The organism is Pseudarthrobacter sp. As-47 (genome assembly GCF_058215595.1).
This window is the reverse complement of sequence record NZ_CM177088.1, coordinates 1388131-1409018: the sequence shown is the minus strand read 5'-3', so window position 1 is coordinate 1409018 and position 20888 is coordinate 1388131. Positions and strand designations below refer to the sequence as shown.

Genomic DNA, 20888 nt, shown 5'->3' with positions numbered 1-20888 from the left:
CGCTGCGAATCCCGGGTAAACCCAGCCTACCGCGCAGCTCCGACAATGCGCGCTGGCAAAGGACCAGTGCGCTGGCGCGGGGCTGGCACTCTGGCGCGGGGCTAGGCTGGGCAGGGACGGACGAGTCCGGCAGCTGATGCCGGCGGCAGTCTACGAAAGCAGCCGTCCAGACCGCGGGCCGCTCCGAATGGCCTGTGGACGATAAGGAGCCACCATGACTGAAACCAGCAGCACCCCGCGTTCTTCCAGGACTGTCCTGGTCACCGGAGCCACCGGCTACATCGGGGGCCGGCTTGTGCCCAAGCTCCTGGAGGCCGGCCACACGGTCAAGGTCCTGGTGCGCTCGCCGGACAAGATTGCCGGAGTGCCGTGGCGGGACCAGGTGGAGGTGGTGGAAAGCAGCCTTGACGACGGCGGAGCGCTGCGGAAGGCGCTGGACGGCGTCGACGTCTTTTACTACCTGGTGCATTCCATGGCGGCCGGGTCCGGGTTTGAGGCCAAGGAGCAGGCCATGGCCCGGACGGCAGCGGAGGCCGCTGCGGCCGCGGGCGTTGGCAGGATTGTCTACCTCGGCGGGCTGCACCCCACGGGGGTCGAACTGTCCACCCACATGCGTTCCCGGGAAGCGGTGGGGAAAGTCTTCCTGGACAGTCCGGTGGACGCCATCGTGTTCCAGGCCGGCGTGGTGATCGGGTCAGGCTCGGCGTCCTTCGAAATGATCCGCCACCTTTCCGAGACGCTGCCGCTGATGCCGGCACCCAGCTGGGTCCGCAACCGGATCGAAGCCATCGCGGTGCGGGATGTCCTGTACTACCTTGTCTCGGCGGCATCGCTCGAGGGGCCGATCAACCGCACGTTCGACATCGGCTGCCGGCAGGTCCTCACCTACGCCGGAATGATGAAGGAATACGCGGCCGAAGCCGGACTCCCTTACCGGGTGGTGCTGGCACTGCCCGTCCCGGCGCCCAAGCTCGCCGGCATGTGGGTTGCCCTGACCACCCCCATCCCGTTATCCATGGCTGTTCCCCTGGTCCAGTCCCTCCAGCATGATGCCGTGTCCGACGAGCACGACATCGACGAGTTCATCCCGCAGCCCGAGGGCGGGCTGACCACCTACCGCAGCGCCGTCGCCCTGGCCCTTGGCAAGGAACGCGACGGCCAGGTCCAAACAACGTGGGCCAATGCGGGGGCGGCGGCCGATCCCCTGCCCAGCGACCCCGACTGGGCCGGACACAAGGTCTACATCGACGAGCGGACCTTCCACGGCGACGTGGACCCCGCGCACGTGTGGACAGTGATCGAGGGTATCGGCGGGCGGAACGGCTGGTACTCCCTCCCCCTGGCGTGGCAGGTCCGCGGCTTGCTGGACAAGCTGACCGGCGGCGCCGGGCTGCTTCGCGGACGCCGCCATCCCCATACCCTGGCCACCGGAGAGGTTGTTGACTGGTGGCGTGTGGAACGCATCGACCGAGGAAAGCTGCTGCGGCTGCGGGCGGAGATGCGGGCGCCGGGACGTGCCTGGCTGGAGCTCTCCGTGGAGCCCGACGGGACCGGAAGCCGCTACCGCCAGCGGGCCATCTTCTTCCCCAAGGGGCTTAGCGGGAGGCTGTACTGGCTGGCCGTGCTGCCCTTCCACAGCCTGATCTTTCCGGCCATGGCGCGGAATATCACCACCGCCGCCCAAAAGATCGCGGATGCGGAGCACGCAGAGCAAACCCCGTAGGATGTGTGGAGTTAAAACCGTTCCGCACGTCCCAGGAGGACACATGGCCCTGAGCGCAACCACCACCCTTCCGCACTCCGTCGACAACGTGGCAGCTGTCCTGGTGAACGAGGATTTCCAGCGCCACGTCAGCCAGCTCGTGGGCGGATCGCTGGAGTCGTTCACCGTGGACGGGGACGTTGCTGGAGCCTTCAGCGCCACCTCCGTGCGGACCCTGCCCACCACGCGCCTGCCCGAGATTGCCCGGAAGTTCGTGGGTGAGCACCTGAAGGTCACCCAGGTGGAGAACTGGGACGCCCCGGCTGCGGACGGCTCCCGCCAGAGCAACATCTCGCTGAAGATTGCCGGCGCACCCGTTGACGTCACCGCCGTGCAGCGGCTGGTGGCTGCCGACGGCGGCACCCGCGTTGAGCTTGAAGGGGCAGTAAAATCCTCGGTGCCGTTCCTTGGCGGGAAGATCGCCGATGCCGCGGAGCCGATGGTGGCCAAGGCCCTGAACCTCCAGGCCAAGCAGGCGCAGGCCTGGCTGGAAAGCCACTAACCCGTGGAACTGCCCGTTTTCGCCTCGCTGGTGCTGGTCGTTGCGGGAGTCTGGTCCCTGGTGGTCTGGCCGCAGTTCCTGCGCCGGGTCATGAAGGATCCGCGGGCCCGTGACTCCGCCGGGAAAGCCACCAGGTTCCTTACCGTCCATGTGGTGCTTGTCAGCATCTCCATGGTGTTGGGCGCCGCCACTGCCGCCATCGGCATCATGGCGATGGCCGGCTGACGGGCCTACCCCAGGAACAGCAGTGTACTGATGAAGGCCCTCTTCCCGTCGGGAGGAGGGCCTTCTGTTGTTCCAGGGAACCCGGAGGAGCGCGCCGGGTCAGGCGGCCTGGTTGAGCGCGTCCTCCGCCGCAACCCAGGAAATCATGGCGCACTTGACCCGTGCCGCATAGCGGGCCACGCCTTCAAACGCCGCCGCATCCCCCAGCAGGTCAGGATCCGCGGAGACCTTCCCGCGTGAGCGCAGGACTTCCCGGAAGCTGTCGATCGCGTTGTGCAGCTCGGCCACTGTCATGCCCTCGGCCAGTTCACTGAGCACGGACGCGGACGCCATGGAGATGGAGCATCCCGCCCCGTCCCACGAAACCTGGGCCACTTTTCCGTCCTCGACGGCGACCCGCAGGGTAACTTCATCCCCGCACACGGGGTTGAGCTGGTGCGACTGGCCGGTGTGCGCGCCCTCGGGCGCCGCTGTCCCCGCAAGGCCGCTGCCGTGCCGGGCCTTGGAATGGTCCAGGATGATCTGCTGGTACAGCTGGTCAAGGCTCATGGTGTTACCTTCGGTCTTCCCTGCTAGGCGCGGAAATAGGCCCGCACGCCGGCGACGGCATCCAGGAACTGGTCGACGTCGTGCGTTGTGTTGTACAGGTAGGCGCTTGCCCTGGTGGTGGCGGTCAGCCCCAGCCTGCGGTGCAGCGGCTGGGCGCAGTGGTGGCCCACGCGCACGGCGATTCCCCTCGAGTCCAGGAACTGCCCCACGTCATGGGCATGGACACCCTCGACATCGAACGCGGCAAGCCCGATCCGTTCCTTGCCGGCGGACGGACCCAGGACGCGGATTCCCGGGATGGACTCCAGCCCGGAAACCATGCGCTGGCCGAGCCCGGTTTCCCACTGGTGGATCCGGTCCAGGCCCGTTTCGGTCAGGTAGTTCGCCGCTGCCGCGAGCGCCACGGCCTGGGAAATCCTCTGGGTACCGGCCTCGAAACGCTGCGGTGCAGGAAGGTATTCAGCGCGTTCCATGGTGACGGTGGTGATCATGGAGCCCCCGGTGAGGAAAGGCGGCAGGATGTCCAGCAGCTCCTGTTTCCCGTACAGCACCCCGATTCCCGTGGGGGCAAGCATCTTATGGCCGGAAAAGACGGCAAAGTCGACGTCGAGTCCCTTGACGTCCAGGGGCAGGTGCGGGGCTGACTGGCAGGCGTCCAGCACCACCAGCGCGCCGGCTTTCCGGGCCAGTCCCACAAGCTCTGCAACGGGGTTGATGGTCCCCAGGACGTTCGAGGCGTGGGTGAACGCCAGCACCCGGGTCCGGTTGCCGATGATGTCCCCGGCCAGGTCCATGCGGAGGGATCCGGCGTCGTCGATGGGGATGTAGCGAAGGGTGGCCCCGGTGCGGAACGCCAGCTCCTGCCAGGGGATCAGGTTGGCGTGGTGCTCCATTTCCGTCACCACAATTTCATCGCCCGGGTTCAGGGCAAGCTGTTTAAGGCCCGCGTCACCGCGGCCCTGGGCAGCCCACAGTCCTGCATTGGACAATGCATAGCTGATCAGGTTCAGGCCCTCGGTGGCGTTCGATGTCCAGATGGTCTCCGCGTAGTCAGCGCCGATGAAGTCGGCAATCGTCTGCCGGGCATCCTCGAACACCTCGGTGGCCTCCACGGCGAGATGGTGCGCGCCACGGTGTACCGCGGCATTGCGCTGCTCGTAGAATTCCTGCTCAGCTTCAATGACGCTTAGGGGGTTCTGGGAGGTGGCCCCGGAATCGAGATAGACCAGGGGCTGGCCATTGACCAGCTGGTTCAGGACCGGGAAGTCGTTGCGGATGCGGAGTACCTCGGCGTCATCCATGACCGGCAGGGCGCGCTCCAGCGTGGGCGGCGTTGATACTACGGCCAAGACGTACTCCTTGAGATGCCAACCAATGACACTCAATTGTCCCACAGCACGGCTGTGGCGGCCGCCCGGAAGGGGCAGCCGCCACGTCCGCTCCGGGCTTCAGCCCCGCGGATTGGAGGGCCGGCGACGGCTGGGGGGAGAGTCTCGGTCTCAGAAGACTCTGACGTCGCCGGCCCCGTCTGGCCCGGTCACCGTGACCGGAAGCTTGCGAGACCTTGAACTTCTCAGGCGGGGTTTTGCGGCCTGCGTACCGGCCGCTTCCTTCACCTCTTTAAAGTAAAGCCTGCGGGGACCGGACGTACACGAGTAGGCAGTACTCGAATTCCGGGACCGGGTACTACCGGGACCCGGGGGTGGATACCCGGCAGGGCATGCGTCGAACCGCGACAGGGCGCCATGAGCAACCCCCAAAGGGCACAGGGACCCACGGCCGCGCCCACTGGAGCAGCCTGGAGGGGGTATTCTCTGTGCCGGCTACTTGGGAAGCGCCGAGTCCAGCTCGTCCCGGCTGCGCACGCCGAGTTTCACGTAGGTGCGGTACAGGTGGCCCTCCACAGTCCTGACGGAAACCATCAGGCGCTGGGCGATCTCGCGGTCCGTGAGGCCCTGCACGGCGAGCTCAACGATGTCCTGTTCACGCCGGGTGAGATGGACAGCGGGGGCCGCCGCAATGAACCGGCCCTCCCGGAACCGCTCGCCCAGTTCGTGGTCACACTTTTCACGCTGGGCCACTGCCTGCCTGGACCGCCGCCGCTCCCCAGCCTGCTCCAGCACCGTGCTGGAACGGGCATAGGCCTCACGGGCAAGGTTGACGAAGCCGGATTCCTCCAGCGTGGCGGCCGTTTCCATCAGGGCATCCCCGTCAGCGGCTTCCCAGTCAGTGGCCAGCTTCAGCAGTGCCGCAGCCCAGCGGCCCTCCACGGCGCGGGCCGCGTTCTGCACCATGGGGATCACCGAGGCGTCTCCCAGGTCCCAGCACAGCGACAGGAGCTCCAGCAAAGTGCCGGCCCTTGACGAGGCCTCCGTGGTGGTCACCAGGGTGTGCAGCGCGGCGAGGCCCTTGCCGTCGCGGGCCAGGTACTCTGACGCGGCGGCACCGTAGGCGTCTGCCAGGAACTCATGGGCGGGGCCTCCTGCCACCGCATCCTTGCAGTCCTGTTCCAGCCGCTTTGCCTGGGCGGTGTCACCCAGCCGTGCGGCGACGTAGAAACCGAGGGCCGAACCGAATCGGAACAGCTGGAGTGGATCGCTCAGCCTGAGCGCTTCAACCGCGGGCAGCAGCAGCTGGTAGGCCCGTTCCATCCGGCCTTGCCGCAGCATGGAATAGCCGCGCAGCACCTGCAGGCTGCCGTTGAACGTCCCGGTCCCGGCAGCATGTCCTGAAGCGTAGCTCTCGAGTTCACGCTCCGCGGATTCCCACTCGCCCATGGCAAGGTAGTCGATGACCAGCCGCCCCAGGACGAACTCGGAATAGAAGAACAGGTCGCCTTCCAGCGTTGGCAGCTCGGACGCGGCAAGGAGCGCGGAGTCGAGACCTTCCGAGGCCCGACCCGCCGCGGCAAGGGCATGCGCCAGCAGCGCCTCGCCGATGGCCGTCAAAGGCTCGCCGGCGTTTCCCGGCGAGCTGCGGTTCCGGATGTCCACAACACGGCTGCACAGCGCCTGCACATTGACGTCCGCGCCGGACTGCAAAAGCTGCAACAGCTCCTCCTGCCCCGCCCGTGTTGCCTCCGGCAATTCCTGGTGGCGCTCCCGCACGTCCTCTGCCAGGTCAGCCAGGGGGCGGCCCGTTGCCTGGTGGGCGGACGTCCACAGCAGCAGGACCGACGTACCGTGGGGGTCCCCGGCCAGCTGCAGCCAGCTGTCGTCAAGCAGCGCTGCAGCCTCTGCGTAGGCGCCCTCGTTGTACAGGGCGCGCGCCTGAACGGCGTGCGCAAGGTGGACCAGGCCAGGGTCCTGCACCTTGGCAGCGATGGACCGGGCGCTGTGGTTCCGGAAGCGGGCCAATGCCTCACGCGCGGCATCCAGCATGTCGGCGTCGGATACCCGCAGGCCGCATTCAAGGGACCATTCCACAAACCGCAGCCGGCCTTCCCCTCGGAGGCTGGCGGGGTCCTGCTGCTCCCGGATTTTCTCCAGCAGCTGCAGGCTCCGGGACACGGAGATGGTGTTCCTGATGGCCTTTGCAAACAGCCCGTTCCAGATGGTGAGTTCAGAGGGGACACCGGAGTTTTCCACAACCATCTGCTGGTCCAGCAGGGAGCGGACAACTGCCGCCCCGCAAATGTCCTCGATCACTTTCCGGCCCACAGGTCCGGCGAGCGCGATGATTTTCAGGGCTTCCTGTTCCTCCGCCCGCCGCCGGAGGTGATCCTTGGTGACCACGGCCGTGAGGCGGGCCCCGTCCGTTGGCAAGGAGCCCAGCAGGACCCAGATTCCGTTCCGTTTGGCCAGTATCCCGGACTCCGCGGCATCATGAAGCAGTGCATCCAGGACGCGCGGGTTCCCTCCCGAGGCGCTCCAGACGGCGTCCACGGTGGCGTCAGGGACGGTGCCATCCAGGACGTGGGCAAGGACATCCTCGATCTGCTCCCGGTTCAGTGGCCGCAGGTCCACGCGTTCGGCCAGGCCGTCATACCAAAGCTGGTCCAGTGGCTGCGGCAGGCCTGGCCGCGGCCTTGCCGCCGCCACCACCGTTGCCCAGCCGGCTGAAATCAGCTCCGCCACCACCCCGGCGGAATCCTCGTCCAGGTAATGCGCATCATCAACGATGAGCAGGACGGGCGCCCCGTTGCCGGCCTTCACTTCCTCGAAATAGCTCCACATGGACCGCAGGACGGCGACAGGAGAGACCGAATCCTCGGCAGACAGGTCACCGGTATAGGGGGTCAGGACACCGAACGGGACCGCGGCGAGGGCGGAACTGCCATGCATCTGCAGCACGTTCATTTCCCCCGTAAGGCGCTCGGAAATGGCCTCGGTGAGGGACGACTTTCCAATGCCGGGGCCCGCCATGATAAAAACCGCCTGGCTGGTGCGGTTCCGGACAATGTTGCAGATCCGGTCCAGCGGCTCTTTCCGCCCTGTGAGGAAACGCTGCGCGGTGTTGGGCTTGTGCCCGTTAGACGAGTCCAGTCAGATCACCCCTGGAAGTTACGCCGAGTTTGGTGAAGACCTGGTAGAGGTGGCCTTCCACGGTACGGACTGAGACGCCCATCTCCAGGGCGATGTCACGGTTGGAGGCGCCGCGCCCTGCCAGCCGGGCGATCTGGCGTTCCCTGCTGGTCAGCAGCGGGCTTCCGCTGCTGGGCACGATGGGAAGGTTGGCCACGGTGGCGGCTAGGATATCGAGCCGGGCCTGGGCTGTCCGTGCCGTGAGCGAATCGCCGTCCTGGCGTGCGAAATCCACCGCAAGGGCCATGCACCGTGCTTCCACGGCATCCAGCTCCAGGGTGGCGGCAAGCTCGCCGCCCGCGAGGAGGGTCTTGGCGTCCTTGGTCCTGGTCCCGACGGCGATCAGCCGTGAGATTTCTGCCAGCGGCCCCTGGCGGTGGCCCGCAATCTCCTCCAACAGGCGGAAGTCCGCGTCACTGCCGTTCACGGTGGCCGCGAGAAGGTTGATCCCCGCCAGCGTGAAGCGCCCTGCGTCCATGTCCCTGCGGGCAGACTGCTTGAGCCCGGCAACGGCGTCGGGATCGCCGAGCCAGCGGCCGGCCACGAGGGCGCAGAATTCCGCCATGCTCTCGGCAATGAAGCTGGACTTTCCGGACGTCCTCTGCAGCTTGCCCAGGTATTTGCGTGCCTGCGCAGCGTTGCCGGTCTGGGCATGGGCCAGCGCAATGGCTGCGTACGCGCAGCGCAGGGCCGCCTGGACGGGTTGGAGCTCCAACTGTGCTGCCGCGGAGATCAGGGGGTCCAGGGCAGCGGCGCCACGGCCCGAGTAGACATAGGCGATGCCGGCCGCCAGCTCCGTTGCGGCGCTCCGGAAGGGAAGGCTGTGCGGCTCGTCCGTGGCCTGTGGACCCAGGAGGTCGATGCACCGACGCCACTGCCCCGCGATCAGCAGCACCAGGTAGGCCTCCTTGGTGTACCGCTCGCGCAGGCCGACGATATGGGAGGCATCACTGATCTGGCCCCCCAACTGCCGCATGACGCTGAGCGCATCCATTTCCCGCCCCGTCATGGCCAGCGCGGTCATCAGCAGGATGGCAGCATTCATGCGGTGCCCGGTATCCGGGTTCAGCGCCGGATCGGAAGCTTTTTCAAGGGCGGGGATGATGGCGGCGTAGTCGCCCACGAAGGCACCGTACTCGAACTCGGTCAGCTCCACCCGGTTCGCCGCCGCAGCAGCAGGCCCGGGCCACCCCGTGCGGTTCGGTGCCTGCTCGAGCCGCTGCCGGGCTTCCGCCAGCAGGTCCGGCACCCTGGCAGCTGCGTCCGGAAGCCACATCATCACGTGTGACTTGGCAGCTATGACGTGGGCGTACTCCTCGACATCGAGCCCGTCCAGCTCCGGCTGCGAGATGTCTTCAAGTGCGGCCATGGCCTGGACGGGCATGTCCAGCTGGAGGTAGGCGGCGGCTTTCTGGCGCTGGCCGGCCACCCATTCCCCATCGGTCCGGCGAAGCATCTCCGCGTAGGTCAGGGCGAACCGTGGATCAAACAGCTGGACCGCGGCGTCGGCAGCCGCGAGTGCCAGGGCGGGACTCAGGTCCGCCTCGCACTCGTGGGTCCAGGCGGCGAAAGCCATCAGTTCCTCAACCGTCATCCCGGCAGGATCGGGTTCCGTGCCGCCCAGGAGCACGCTCCGCAGCTCCCTGCGCCGGGCAATGCTCAACCAGGTGCGAACCACATCCCCAATGTACTTTTCGCGCAGCGACACCCAGCGGTGGTCCGAGGCGTCAATCTCCAGCAATCCGCCGTCTTCCATGTCCGCCACCACGTCGGCCCTGTAGATGGCGGTAAGCCTTGAGAGTTCAACCCGGCGCGCGCAGGACAGCATCTCGATGACTTCCCGCGTTTCGGGCGTCTCCCTGGACCAGCGGGACCGGACGATGTCGTCGAGGCTGGCCGCGCCATCGAGCACCACTTTGTCCCGCAGCGTCCAGACGGAGTCGGACAGGACGAGGTTCCCGGACAGTTGCTGTTCGGTGACGAGCGCCTTCAGCAGCAGCGGGTTGCCGCCCACCATGTGGTGGTAGGTGCTGACCAGGGAAGCCGAGACCCGGTGGCCCAGGAGGGACAACAGGACCTGGCGGGTCTGCAGCTCGTTGAGGTTGCTGAGCCGGACTTCGGCGAGGCGCCGGTCCGTCAACAGCCAGTGGAAATCCGCCGGCAGGTCGCTGATCTTGGGCGCCACGGCAATGATCTTCGCCGTGCCGGTCAGGAGTACGTTCAGCAGTACCCCCGCGCTCATCTCGTCAATGCTTCCGGAAGTGTCCAGGGTGATCACGCAGGGCCGGCCGGCCGCATCGCTGCGGATCAGGGAGGTGATGCCGCGGAGTATTGCCGTGGGAGAGCCCATGTAGGCCTGCGGCAGCCGGGCCAGGAGGAAGGAAAGGCAGCCGTAAGGCGTGGTGGAACCGGCCGGACCGCTGCGGAGCTGCAGTGACCACACGTCCGGGCCCAGGTCCATGACCGCCGCCCGCGCAAGCGAGGACTTCCCCACGCCGCGGCCACCGGTGATGACCACGCCGAGGGAATCGGCGCTGGTGAGGGCGGTGCGGACAGCTTCGAGGTTTGCGCCGCGGGCAGGGGCAGACCACAGCTGGCCCTCCCGCTTGCCGGAGGCATCCCTGGTCAGCCCAACGTCGTGAGGTGTTGACCCACGTCCCCAGCTGAGTGGCTCGATTGACATGAACTTTTCCCCTACATCCCCGCGATAGCGGGATGTAGCCCCATTGCTCCCCCGCATAGGAAGAAGACTACCCCGGGGCACAGACAACGAGACAGGGCAAAGGGCCTTTAAGTTTTCATGTTGCTAGCGTTCGGACTTTGCGGGGTGGAACTTCTGCTGCGCCGCGGTCAGGCCATCGCGCACGAGGATCTCCACTGCGTCCGCTGCTTCGTCCAGCAGGAAGGGGAGTTCCTTGAGCTCGGCAGTGCCGAAGTCGCGCAGGACATAGTCGGCCGTTTCCATGCGCCCGGGCGGCCGTCCCACGCCTACCCGGACGCGGAGGTAGTCCTTGGTGGCCAGGGCCTTGGAGATGTCCCGCAATCCGTTGTGGCCGCCCTCTCCCCCGCCGATCTTGAGCTTTACCGTATTGAACGGGATGTCGATTTCGTCATGGACTGCCACCACATGGTCAGGGGCGATGCCGTAGAAGTTCGCCAGCGCGGCGGCGGGGCCGCCGGAAACATTCATGTAGGTCATCGGTTTTGCCAGCACCACGCGGGGTCCGCCAATACCCAGGCGTCCTTCGAGCACCTGGGCCCGTGACTTGTGGCTCTTGAAACCGGCACCCATCCGGGCCGCGAGTTCGTCGAGCACCATCTGGCCGACATTGTGCCTGTTGCCTTGGTACTGCGCTCCCGGGTTTCCGAGGCCAATGATGAGCCAGGTATCAGTCATGAATCAATCCTAGGGTGGGGGTTTGCCGCGTCCGGCGCCGGTGAAGAGCAGCGGACATGCAAGTGGCCGGACCCCCACAGGAGTCCGGCCACTGGCGGGGAATGCTGCTGATTACTCGGCTGCTGCTTCCTCGGAGGCTGCAGGAGCCTCTTCGGAGGCGGCTTCGGTGCCCTCGCCGGCTTCTTCCTCGGCGATCTCGACAGCTTCCGAGATGTTCACCACGAGTGCCTCGGCGTCGGTGAGCAGAACGGAGCCCTTCGGCAGCACCAGGTCGGAAGCGTGGATGTGCTCGCCGGCTGCGCGGCCTTCGATGCTGACCTCAACGGCCTCAGGCAGGTGGGTGGCCTCAGCTTCGAGGGACACGACGGTGAGCTCCAGGTTGTGCACGGTGCCGGGCGCGGTTTCACCGGAAACGTGGACGGGAACGTCAACCGTGACCTTTTCGCCCTGGCGGACGGTCAGGAGGTCGATGTGCTCGATGATCTGCTTGATGGGATCGCGCTGGACGTCCTTCACCAGGGCCAGGTGGCCTTCACCGTTGATGTCCAGGGACAGCAGGGCGTTGGCGGTGCGGACAGCCAGGGTGGTTGCCTTTGCCGGCAAGGTGATGTGGATGGGCTCTGCGCCGTGGCCGTAGATGACGGCGGGGATCAGGTTGGCCATCCGGGCGCGGCGGGCGTAGCCCTTGCCGAATTCGGTGCGTACTTCTGCTGCGAGCTTCTGCTCAGACATGGAAATCTCCTTGAAAACTAAACGGTGTTCAGCAAGGGCGGAGGTCTGTCGCGACCTTCAACGCCAGGCGGCCGGAGCCATGCCCATCTTGAAGGGAGATTCAGACCCAGTCGATAACGGAGACCTGCACTCCGGTGACCGCGTAAACGGTGACCGGCGCTCTCCCTCGCCAAGGTATCGCTGACAAGCCTACCAGCGCCGGTCGCTTTTACGGAAAACGGGACCGGCGCTGGTGGGCGTGCCTTAGGCGTTGCCGTCGAAGAGGCTGGTGACCGAACCGTCGTCGAAAACTTCACGAACGGCGCGGGCGATCAAGGGCGCGATGGAGAGCACCGTCAGCTGTGGGAACCGCTGGGATCCGGTGAGCGGAAGGGTATTGGTGACCACTACCTCGCGGGCGCCGGACTCCGAGAGGCGCTTGGCGGCGGGATCGGAGAAGACCGCGTGGGTGGCCGCGATGATGACGTCCTTTGCCCCGGCGTTCTTCAGCACCTGGACGGCACCGGAAATAGTTCCGCCGGTGTCGATCATGTCGTCGATCAGAACGCAGGTGCGGCCCTCGATCTGGCCCACCACCGTCTTGGAAACAGCCTGGTTGGGCACGGTGAGGTCACGCATCTTGTGTACGAACGCGAGCGGCGCGCCGCCCAGCCGCTCTGCCCACTGCTCCGCCACCCGGACGCGTCCGGTGTCCGGGGAGACGACGGTGACGTTCTCGGCGTCCACCCGGGTGCGGATGTAGTCGGCGAGGAGCGGGATAGCCATGAGGTGGTCCACCGGGCCGTCGAAGAAACCCTGGATCTGCGAGGTGTGCAGGTCCACGCTCATGATGCGGTCCGCGCCTGCAGTCTTGTACAGGTCCGCAACCAGCCGGGCCGAAATGGGTTCGCGGCCGCGTCCCTTCTTGTCCTGGCGGGCGTAGGGATAGAACGGCGAGACCACCGTGATGCGCTTGGCGGAGGCGCGCTTCAGCGAGTCGATCATGATCAGCTGTTCCATCAGCCAGTTGTTCAGGGGTGCCGGGTGGGCCTGGATGACAAAGGCATCGGTGCCGCGGACGCTCTCGCCGGCCCGGACGTAGATCTCGCCGTTGGCGAAGTCATACGCGTCCACCGGCAGCAGCTCGGTTCCCAGTTCCTTGGCGATTTCCCGGGCAAGCTCGGGGTGGGCCCGCCCGGTGGCGAGCACCAGCTTCTTTTCGCCGCGCGCCGTAATTTCGCTCATGGTTGGTTGCCCTCTTCTGTAGATGCCGGGGTACTTGAGGAATCTTTGGTGGCTGCCTGGGCCAGTTCAGCGGAGCGGGTTCCGGGGCGGTTCGCCGCCACCCACCCCTCGGTGTTGCGCTGCGCTGCGACGGTCAGCACGAGCGCTCCCGCGGGCACGTCCTTGCGGATCACCGCGCCGGCGCCGCTGTAGGCGCCGTCCCCCACGGTGACCGGGGCAACAAAGACTGTGTTGGAGCCCGTGCGGACGCCCGAGCCGATGACCGTGCGGTGCTTCTTCTCGCCGTCGTAATTTGCCGTGATGTTTCCGCAGCCGATGTTGGTGTCCTCGCCGATTTCGGCGTCACCGGCGTATCCGAGGTGCGACAGCTTGGAGCCGCGGCCGATGGTAACGTTCTTGGTTTCGTAGAAGGCGCCGATCTTGCCGGTCTCACCGAGCACCGTTCCGGGGCGTAGAAAGGTGAAGGGCCCGACGGCGGCCCGGGCGCCGATGACGGCCCCGGAGCCATGGGTGCGGGTCACCGTGGCGCCCTCGCCGATGGTGACGTCCGTCAGGGTGGTATCAGGTCCGACGACGGCGTCCCTCGCCACGGTGGTGGCACCGTGAAGCTGCGTATTGGGGAGGATGCGGACATCCTCGTCCAGCGTCACCGATGAGTCGATCCAGGTGGTGGCGGGATCCACGACCGTGACGCCGGCACGCATCCAGGCCTCGACGGTGCGGCGGTTCAGCTCGGCGCCAAGGGCAGAGAGCTGGACGCGGTCGTTGGCGCCTTCCACCTGCCAGCGGTCGGCAGTGACGACGGCGGCCACCCGGCCGCCCGACTCGCGAGCCAGGCTCAGGACGTCTGTCAGGTACTTCTCGCCCTGTGAATTATCCGTGGTCACGTGGGCCAGGGCGTCGCGGAGGACTGCTGCGTCGAAGGCGTAAATGCCGGAATTGACCTCGCGGATGAGCCGCTCCGCCTCTGAGGAGTCCTTGTGCTCACGGATGCCGGTGACCGTTCCATCCTCCCCGCGGAGGATCCTGCCATAGCCCGTGGCGTCGTCCAGGACGGCCGTCAGCACGGTCACGGCGTTGGCCTCGCGCTCGTGGGTGGCCACGAGTTCAGCAAGCAGCTCACCGGAGAGCAGCGGCACGTCGCCGTAGGTCACCACCACGGTGCCCGTCAGGTGCTGGCCAGCGTCGAGGGCCTGGAGGGCGACTTCCACGGCACGGCCGGTTCCCGGAATGTCGTCCTGGTCCACGATCACGGCCGCCGGATCAACATCCTCGAGGTGGCGGGCCACGAGGTCGCGTTCATGGCGGACCACGATGGCAAGCCGGCGGGGGTTGATGCTGCGGGCCGCCAGCAGTGCATGGCCCACCATGGACCTGCCGCCGATCTCATGCAGGATCTTGGGGGTACGCGACTTCATCCGGGTACCGGCGCCTGCCGCCAGGACGATTACTGCGGCCGGGCCGGTGTTCTCGGGGATCACGTACGGGCTCTCCTTGCTTGGGTTACGCTGGCGCTGACGGTGTCCGGCCGCAATGCGGGCGGCACCGAATGTCATCCTACTGAACGCTCCACGCGCAGCAGTTCCGCCCATAGGATTCGAACCTATACTCCACGGCTCCAAAGGCCGGGGTGCTGCCATTACACCAGAGCGGACCGTGCCGTGGCGCGCGGCCGGGCACAAGTAGTTATTTTGCCACGGGTTCGGGGCGCTGCGCGACACGGGGCGGTCCCGCCGGCCCGGCCCTCCGGTTTCGCGTCCCGCGGTCCGCCCGCCGTCGCGCTGCAGGCTTGCCCGTGACAGGTGGTGCATGATGGAAATGTGAGCAACAACCCTCCGCGGACACGCATGACCGGCCTGCAGCGGCGGAGCCAGCTGATCGACGTCGGACGCGGACTTTTCGCCGCCAGGGGCCTTGACGGGACCACCATCGAGGAAATCGCGGCGTGCGCCGGGGTGTCCAAGCCGGTGATCTATGAGCACTTCGGTTCCAAGGAAGGCCTGTACACCCAGGTGGTGGACCACGAGTTCCGGCTCCTTCTCGATGTCATTAATGCCGCGCTGACCGAGGAGGCAAAACCCAGGGTCCTGGTGGAACGGGCAGCCCTCGCACTGCTGACCTACATCGAGGACCGCACGGAAGGGTTCCGGATCCTGATGCGGGACGCACCGCCGTCGCAGCCTGAGGGTGCCTTTTCCACGCTGCTCTCCCACGTCACCGCCCGCGTGGAGCACATCCTCTCCGACGAATTCTCGCGCCGCGGCCTCAGCGGCGAGGACGGCGCCATGTACGCCCAGATGCTTGTGGGAATGGTGGCCATGACCGGCCAATGGTGGCAGGACAGCCGCCAACCGGACAAGCACACCGTCGCCGCGCACCTGGTCAACCTCGCCTGGAACGGCCTGACCGGCCTCAAAAGGGACCCGGAACTCATGTCCGAGGGTTAGTTTCCGATCACCTACGCGGTGCGGTTACCTTCGCGGCGCCACCGTTCCGGTCACCTTCACGGTGCAGGAGACCTTCGCCGTCGCTTAGACACGGGCCAAAAGGGCCCATCGGTCGCTGAGCGACGTCGAAGGGCCCGGCTCCGGCACCCAAGCCGGGCGGACGCGGAAGGGCCAGCTGTGGCACCCAAGCCGGGCGGACGCCGAAGGGCCGCCTCCGGCGCCCAGAACGGGGCTACTCGCCGAGGACTTCCAAAGCCTCAAGCCATTCGAGTTCGAGGGCTTCGCGTTCCCCTGCGAGGTCCTTGAGTTTCTTGTTCTGTTCGGCCAGGGCGTCGAAGTCCGACTGCTCGGTGCTCTTGACCATCTGGTCGTGGACTTTCTTTTCCTGCTGTTCGAGCTTGCCCAGCTGCCGCTCGATGCGGTTCTTCGCTTTGCGGGCGTCGCGCTTTTCGGCCTCGGAGGCGCCGGAGGGAGCTGCGGCTGCCGGCGCGGAACCGGCGCTGGTGACGGGGTTGCCGCCGCCGGTCACAGTGGACCCTGCCAGGGCGGACTCACGCAGCTCGAGGTACTGGTCCACGCCGCCCGGCAGTCCGCGGAGCTTTCCGTCGCCGAGGAGCGCCATCTGGTGGTCGGTGACGCGCTCCAGGAGGTAGCGGTCGTGGCTGACCACTACCAGCGTTCCCGGCCAGCCGTCCAGCACGTCCTCGACGGCAGCGAGGGTGTCCGTGTCCAGGTCGTTGGTGGGTTCGTCCAGCATCAGGACGTTGGGCTCCCCCACCAGCAGCCGCAGGAGCTGCAGGCGGCGCCGCTCTCCGCCGGAGAGGTCCTTGACGGGGGTCCACTGCTTCTCATTGGTGAAGCCAAGCTGTTCCACCAGCTGGCCGGCGCTGAACTCCTTGCCGCCAACATTGAAGGAACGCTTTTCGCGCTCGATGACCTCGATGACGCGCAGGTCCGCGACGTCGTCGAGCTCCTTGACCTCCTGGCTGAGGACTGCGGTGACCACGGTTTTGCCCCGCTTGACCTTCCCGGCGTCGGGGGTGATCTCTCCGTTGAGGAGTTTCAGCAGGGTGGTTTTGCCGGCGCCGTTGACGCCCACCAGTCCCAGGCGTTCACCTGGAGCCAGCCGGAGGGTGATGTTGTCAAAGAGCTTCCGCCCGTCCTCGGCGCCCTGGAAGTCGAGGGAGACGTTTTCCAGGTCCAGCACGTCCTTGCCCTGGCGTGCGGTGGCCATCTTGCTGAGGGCCATCGAGTCGCGCGGGGCGGGCACGTCGGCGATGAGGGCGTTGGCGGCCTCGATGCGGAACTTCGGCTTTGCCGTCCGGGCAGGAGCACCGCGGCGGAGCCAGGCCAGCTCCTTCTTGACCAGCTGCTGCCGCTTGCCTTCCATGACCGATGCAGAGCGGTCGCGCTCTGCGCGCGCAAGCACGTAGGCCGCGTAGCCGCCTTCGAAGGGGTCGACGATGCCGTCGTGGACTTCCCACGTTTTGTTACAGACCTCATCGAGGAACCACCGGTCGTGGGTGACCACCAGGAATGCGCCCTGGTTGGCGCGCCACCGGGTCTTCAGGTGCCTGGACAGCCACGCCACACCCTCGACGTCGAGGTGGTTGGTGGGCTCATCGAGCATGATGACGTCGTGGTCCTCGATCAGGAGTTTGGCCAGGGCCACGCGCCGCTTCTGCCCGCCGGAGAGCGCGTGGACGTTTGCGTGCCAGTCGACGTCGGACACGAGCCCGCCCATGACTTCGCGGATCTGGGGATTGCGGGCCCATTCGTAGTCCGCCTGGTCCCCCACGATCGCGGCACCCACCGTCAGGTCGCCGTCGAGCACGTCGCTTTGGTCCAGGTAACCCACGTTGACGTCGCCCCGCTTGGTGACGCGGCCGGAATCCGGGGTGGCACGCAGGGCCAGCAGGCGCATCAAGGTGGACTTGCCGTCACCGTTGCGGCCCACCATGCCGATCCTGTCACCCTCCTCGAGTCCCAGGGTGATGCCGTCCAGGACGGTGCGTGTTGCGTAGGAGACCGTCAGGTTCTCGCCGCCAAGAAGGTGTGCCACAAGGAACTGCTTTCTGCTGCTGAGGGAGGGACTGTAAGACTTAGAGGTGGGTGTCGGAGATGATGCGCGCGCCCGGCACCGGGCCGTGGACGGCGAGGGCTGTCAGTCCGTAATGCCGCAGGTCCGCGGCCAGGCCTTCCGCCGCCACTGAGTCATCGGCCAGGAGGGCCACGGTGGGCCCCGATCCCGAGACAATCCCCGCGATGGCTCCGTGCGATTCCCCGATACCCAGCGTATCGCGCAGGGCGGGCGCCAGTTCAATGGATGCCCGCTGGAGGTCGTTGACCAGGACCCGGCCCAGCGCTTCGGCGTCTCCGCCGCGAAGGGCGGTGAAGATCTTGGGATCAACCCCGGTGGGTTCGGCCGCCTGGATGCCGCCGGCTTCCCTCATGCGGTCCAGGGTCCTGTAAACCTCGGGAGTGGGAAGTCCGTAATCTGCCGTGACAAGGACCCAGTGGGTCTGCGCCTTCGCCAACGCCGGTGAGAGTTCGTCGCCCACCCCCAGCCCTACCGCCGTCCCGCCCAGGAGGGAAAACGGGACATCGGCGCCCAGTTCCGCGGCAAGGTGCGCGAGTTCTTCCCGCGACAGGCCGCTGTTCCACAGTGCGTCGCACGCCAGGAGGGTTGCCGCAGCATCAGCCGACCCGCCACCCATGCCGCCGGCCACGGGGACCCGCTTGGTGATCTCCAGGTGGACCCCGGTAGGGCGTTCGGAAACGTCCGCCATGATGGCTGCGGCCTTGTAGGCAAGGTTGTTTCCGTCCAGGGGAATGTCGGCGGCATCAAGGTCAACGGTGCTGGCCCGGTTCAGGCTGACGGTGATCCCGGGCGCCTCGGTGCTGGTGGCCGCGACCTCCTCGTAGAGGGACACGGCGAGGTACACGCTTGCGACGGAGTGGTAGCCGTCGGGGCGGAGCGGACCTACCTCGAGGGAGACGTTGACTTTGCCGGGGGCTTTGACGCGGACGGTCCTGGCGGCGAACCGGCCTGGCAGGGCGTTCATGCCAACGCCTGCTTGGCTTCTGCGATTCTGGCGAAGGCGTGGATGTCTATGACCTCACCCCTGGCAGTGGGGTCGACGCCGGCAGCAACCAGGCAGCGCTCCGCTTCCGGTGCGCCGCCCGCCCACCCGGCAAGGGCAGCCCTCAGGGTCTTGCGGCGCTGGGCGAAGGCGGCGTCCACCACGGCGAAGACCTGTTCACGGGTTGCGGTGGTGGCGGGAGGCTCGCGGCGGGTAAACGCCACCAGCCCGGAGTGGATCTTCGGCGCAGGCCAGAAGACGTTCATTCCAATGACGCCGGCTTTGCGCATCTGGCTGTACCAGGCGGCTTTGACGGACGGCACCCCGTAGGTTTTGGATCCGGGGCCTGCGGCGAGCCGGTCAGCCACCTCGTCCTGGACCATCACGAGCCCGTGCTGAAGGCTGGGGAAATGCTGCAGCAGGTGGAGCACCACCGGCACCGCGACGTTGTAGGGCAGGTTGGCCACCAGCGCGGTGGGCTGTACGGGGAGCTCCGTGACTTTCATGGCATCGGCGTGCACCAGGTGGAAGCGGGCTGCAGCGGACGGCCGCCACTGGTCGACCGTTGCCGGGAGCTTGGCGGCCAGCACGGGGTCGATTTCCACTGCCACCACGGATGCGGCGGCATCGAGCAGTCCCAAGGTCAGGGATCCCAGCCCCGGGCCCACTTCCAGCACCGTCTCGTCCGGTCCGATGTCCGCGGCGGCCACGATCCTGCGGATGGTGTTTCCGTCAATCACAAAGTTCTGGCCGAGGGTCTTGGTGGGGCGGATTCCGATTTCCTCCGCGAGCCGGCGTATGTCGGATGCACCAAAGAGCGGTGCGGGCGCGGGGATTGGTTCAGTCACCTAGGTATCCTATCCCGCGCCGTGCACACCGCCCCGCACGGAAGGAGCAGGGGAGAAACAGGAAGAAGCCGCGATGCAGAGGTGGAGAAAGCGGGCGGAACAGGGGCCAGGGAACCAGCCGCGGCGGACGGCCGGGCTCAAGGACCGGTTAAAAGGCTGCGGCCGGGCACGGAGGTCCGTGCCCGGCCGCAGCGCCCTGACGGGCACGCAATCGTGGAGGTCAGCTGGTGGCAGCCCAGCCGCAGCCCCATGGCTGAAGGCCGCGCTGCGCGTACACGCGGTTGGCAATGTCGATCTGCTGGGCCTTGGTGGCAAGGCTGGCGTTGGGAGCGTAGGCCCCGCCGCCGGCGCCGATCCAGGTCCGGATGTCGAACTGGAGGCCGCCGTAATAGCCGTTGCCGGAGTTGATGCTCCAGTTTCCGGTGGACTCGCACTGGGCGATCTTGTCCCACATGGCTTCATTCATCATGGCCGGAGCAGCGGCACCGGTGTTGGCGCCTGCAGCGGGAGCACTTGCTGCGGGGGCAGCCTGGGCAACGGGCTTCGGTTTGGTGCCGACGGTGACCTTCTCAGGCACGGGCTGGACAGCTACTGTTTCCGACACCAGGGTGCGCGAGGCTTCCCGGCCATCCACCAGCACGAGCTTGTAGGTCTTCTCGAGCTTTCCGGCGGCACCCTTCTGGGTAACTTCCTTCTCACCCTTGAGCAGCTCGCCGCTTTCGCTCGTGACGGTCTCGAACGGTACGTCCTCGGTGGCGACGGCGGTCTGGCCGGTGTCAACGCGCGACACCTTGATCACCATGTTGTTGACCACATGGGCGTTGACCGGCTGCGAGGAGCGGTCGTTGGCACCCAGCACCAGGCCGGCGTCTTCAAGGACCTTGCCCACCGTGGCCGCCGTGGTGGTTGCGGTGTCCACCTTGCCGTCCGCAACAAGGCTGACGGTCTTGGGGGTGGAGATCGAGACGTAGGAACCGGCGACGGAAAGCTGGGCGTCCTTGGGGGCGGAAACCGACGAAGCGCTGGCGACGCCGAGTTCAGTCACCAGTCCGGCGACGTCCTGGGCGGTGGTATTGACCGTCTTCTCGGAACCGTCGAGGCTGACCTTGACTTCCTTCGCCTTGTTGACGTTGATCACGGTGCCGTTCTGGACCGAGGCATCAACCGACGGCGACACGCGGTCGGCAGGGTTCAGCTCCAGGTTGGCGCTCTTGACCACCTGCCCCACGGTTCCGCCGAACGTCTGCACGGACGAGACCTTGCCGTCGACGTTGAGCGTGATGGTTTTGTTATTGCCCACGAAGGCTACGAGGCCCACCACGAGCGCGCAGAGCACCAGAAGCTGGGCACCAACTTTGACGAAGCTGAACTTGCCGTCCGATGTGAAGAACTTGCTCACGTTTGCCCGTAACTTTAGGTCCTTCCGGGCACGGGGAAATCGCGCAATAAAAGGCCCGGCACCGCCTGAAGATGGCAGTCCGGGCACCGTTGCGCCGCCACACTCCGCACAACCGGCACGCGGGACAAAGCCCGGCAATCCTGCTGCGGAAAGAAGTGAAATTACCCGTTGGCCTTCCCCGACCCCGGCTAATAAAT

16 protein-coding genes and 1 tRNA gene are annotated in these 20888 nt (G+C 66.6%); 4 read left to right on the top strand and 13 right to left on the bottom strand.

Going from position 1 to position 20888, the window contains the following annotated elements:
* The first annotated feature begins 214 nt into the window (after positions 1 to 214).
* Genes AC4BCK_RS06530 through AC4BCK_RS06520 form a run of 3 tightly spaced genes read left to right on the top strand, consistent with a single transcriptional unit; the run spans position 215 to position 2489 of the window.
* On the top strand, positions 215 to 1723 hold the full coding sequence (locus AC4BCK_RS06530; RefSeq protein ID WP_364406028.1) for an SDR family oxidoreductase: 1509 nt from the start codon (positions 215 to 217) through the stop codon (positions 1721 to 1723).
* A gap of 43 nt (positions 1724 to 1766) precedes the next feature.
* Positions 1767 to 2264, top strand: coding sequence for a DUF2505 domain-containing protein (locus AC4BCK_RS06525; RefSeq protein ID WP_174175616.1), 498 nt, complete (start codon positions 1767 to 1769; stop codon positions 2262 to 2264).
* Between the two features lie 3 nt (positions 2265 to 2267).
* Positions 2268 to 2489, top strand: coding sequence for an SCO4848 family membrane protein (locus AC4BCK_RS06520; protein WP_174175614.1), 222 nt, complete (start codon positions 2268 to 2270; stop codon positions 2487 to 2489).
* A gap of 99 nt (positions 2490 to 2588) precedes the next feature.
* Here the strand turns inward: AC4BCK_RS06520 and sufU are convergent, their stop codons facing one another.
* The 9 genes from sufU to AC4BCK_RS06475 form a co-directional block, all read right to left on the bottom strand.
* Positions 2589 to 3038, bottom strand: coding sequence for a Fe-S cluster assembly sulfur transfer protein SufU (gene sufU, locus AC4BCK_RS06515; RefSeq protein WP_174175612.1), 450 nt, complete (start codon positions 3036 to 3038; stop codon positions 2589 to 2591).
* Between the two features lie 23 nt (positions 3039 to 3061).
* Complete coding sequence (locus tag AC4BCK_RS06510; RefSeq protein ID WP_251422484.1) at positions 3062 to 4387, bottom strand: SufS family cysteine desulfurase; 1326 nt, start codon at positions 4385 to 4387, stop codon at positions 3062 to 3064.
* Positions 4388 to 4861: 474 nt separating this feature from the next.
* Entirely contained in the window at positions 4862 to 7402 is a 2541-nt protein-coding gene (locus AC4BCK_RS06505; protein WP_490566758.1) for a LuxR C-terminal-related transcriptional regulator, read from the bottom strand.
* A gap of 106 nt (positions 7403 to 7508) precedes the next feature.
* On the bottom strand, positions 7509 to 10244 hold the full coding sequence (locus AC4BCK_RS06500; RefSeq protein ID WP_251422478.1) for a LuxR family transcriptional regulator: 2736 nt from the start codon (positions 10242 to 10244) through the stop codon (positions 7509 to 7511).
* Positions 10245 to 10367: 123 nt separating this feature from the next.
* Complete coding sequence (gene pth, locus AC4BCK_RS06495) at positions 10368 to 10958, bottom strand: aminoacyl-tRNA hydrolase (protein ID WP_174175604.1); 591 nt, start codon at positions 10956 to 10958, stop codon at positions 10368 to 10370.
* Positions 10959 to 11069: 111 nt separating this feature from the next.
* Positions 11070 to 11690, bottom strand: coding sequence for a 50S ribosomal protein L25/general stress protein Ctc (locus tag AC4BCK_RS06490; protein ID WP_174175602.1), 621 nt, complete (start codon positions 11688 to 11690; stop codon positions 11070 to 11072).
* A gap of 243 nt (positions 11691 to 11933) precedes the next feature.
* Entirely contained in the window at positions 11934 to 12914 is a 981-nt protein-coding gene (locus AC4BCK_RS06485; RefSeq protein WP_104185336.1) for a ribose-phosphate diphosphokinase, read from the bottom strand.
* The gene (glmU, locus tag AC4BCK_RS06480) at positions 12911 to 14395 is read right to left on the bottom strand and encodes a bifunctional UDP-N-acetylglucosamine diphosphorylase/glucosamine-1-phosphate N-acetyltransferase GlmU (RefSeq protein ID WP_400634151.1); all 1485 of its coding nucleotides are present in this window, start codon (positions 14393 to 14395) and stop codon (positions 12911 to 12913) included. Before glmU ends, AC4BCK_RS06485 begins: the two co-directional genes overlap by 4 nt.
* A gap of 101 nt (positions 14396 to 14496) precedes the next feature.
* Positions 14497 to 14568 (bottom strand) — tRNA-Gln (locus AC4BCK_RS06475).
* A 166-nt stretch (positions 14569 to 14734) separates the two neighbouring features.
* On the opposite strand from AC4BCK_RS06475, the gene AC4BCK_RS06470 reads away from it, so the two are divergent.
* Positions 14735 to 15361 (top strand): TetR/AcrR family transcriptional regulator, encoded by a 627-nt coding sequence (locus AC4BCK_RS06470; protein WP_490566757.1) that lies wholly within the window; start codon positions 14735 to 14737, stop codon positions 15359 to 15361.
* A 232-nt stretch (positions 15362 to 15593) separates the two neighbouring features.
* Here AC4BCK_RS06470 and AC4BCK_RS06465 read toward each other — a convergent pair whose 3' ends face one another.
* The 4 genes from AC4BCK_RS06465 to AC4BCK_RS06450 form a co-directional block, all read right to left on the bottom strand.
* Positions 15594 to 17423 (bottom strand): ABC-F family ATP-binding cassette domain-containing protein, encoded by a 1830-nt coding sequence (locus tag AC4BCK_RS06465; RefSeq protein ID WP_174175596.1) that lies wholly within the window; start codon positions 17421 to 17423, stop codon positions 15594 to 15596.
* Between the two features lie 40 nt (positions 17424 to 17463).
* Entirely contained in the window at positions 17464 to 18426 is a 963-nt protein-coding gene (locus AC4BCK_RS06460) for a 4-(cytidine 5'-diphospho)-2-C-methyl-D-erythritol kinase (protein ID WP_490566756.1), read from the bottom strand.
* Positions 18423 to 19292, bottom strand: a complete 870-nt coding sequence (gene rsmA / locus AC4BCK_RS06455) for a 16S rRNA (adenine(1518)-N(6)/adenine(1519)-N(6))-dimethyltransferase RsmA (RefSeq protein ID WP_174175592.1) — start codon at positions 19290 to 19292, stop codon at positions 18423 to 18425. The genes AC4BCK_RS06460 and rsmA overlap by 4 nt, the downstream gene beginning before the upstream one ends.
* Positions 19293 to 19512: 220 nt before the next feature.
* On the bottom strand, positions 19513 to 20691 hold the full coding sequence (locus AC4BCK_RS06450) for a resuscitation-promoting factor (protein WP_174175590.1): 1179 nt from the start codon (positions 20689 to 20691) through the stop codon (positions 19513 to 19515).
* Between the last annotated feature and the right edge of the window lie 197 nt (positions 20692 to 20888).